This is a genomic window from Gilvimarinus sp. 1_MG-2023, from assembly GCF_030548285.1.
In genome coordinates, this window is sequence record NZ_JAUOSC010001288.1 from 1 (window position 1) to 256 (window position 256).

At 57.4% G+C, this 256-nt stretch carries 1 protein-coding gene; it reads left to right on the plus strand.

Annotated features, from left to right (window positions below; genetic code table 11):
• Positions 1-256: hypothetical protein (locus Q4563_RS21010; protein ID WP_442903842.1), on the plus strand; the 256-nt coding region annotated here is incomplete at both ends.

Here is a 256-nt window from a genome sequence, read left to right on the forward strand (position 1 = left end):
GAGCAGCATGAGTGCACTGGCCCGATCTGTCGAGCATGAGGACAGACCACTGAATGGTTACCGTGAGCTGCGGATTGCTGGCGAGCAATTCGGTTGTTCACCTCATGAGCTCACGCCTGAGCAGGCGCGCAAATTACAACGTATCGCCAGTAATGAGCTGGCGTTGGAACAGTTGATACTGGCCAGCCCGGAAGCGGCACAGGTGAGTGTTCCGACCTCTCAACTGGACGCGGCTCTGGATCAGATTCGCCAACGG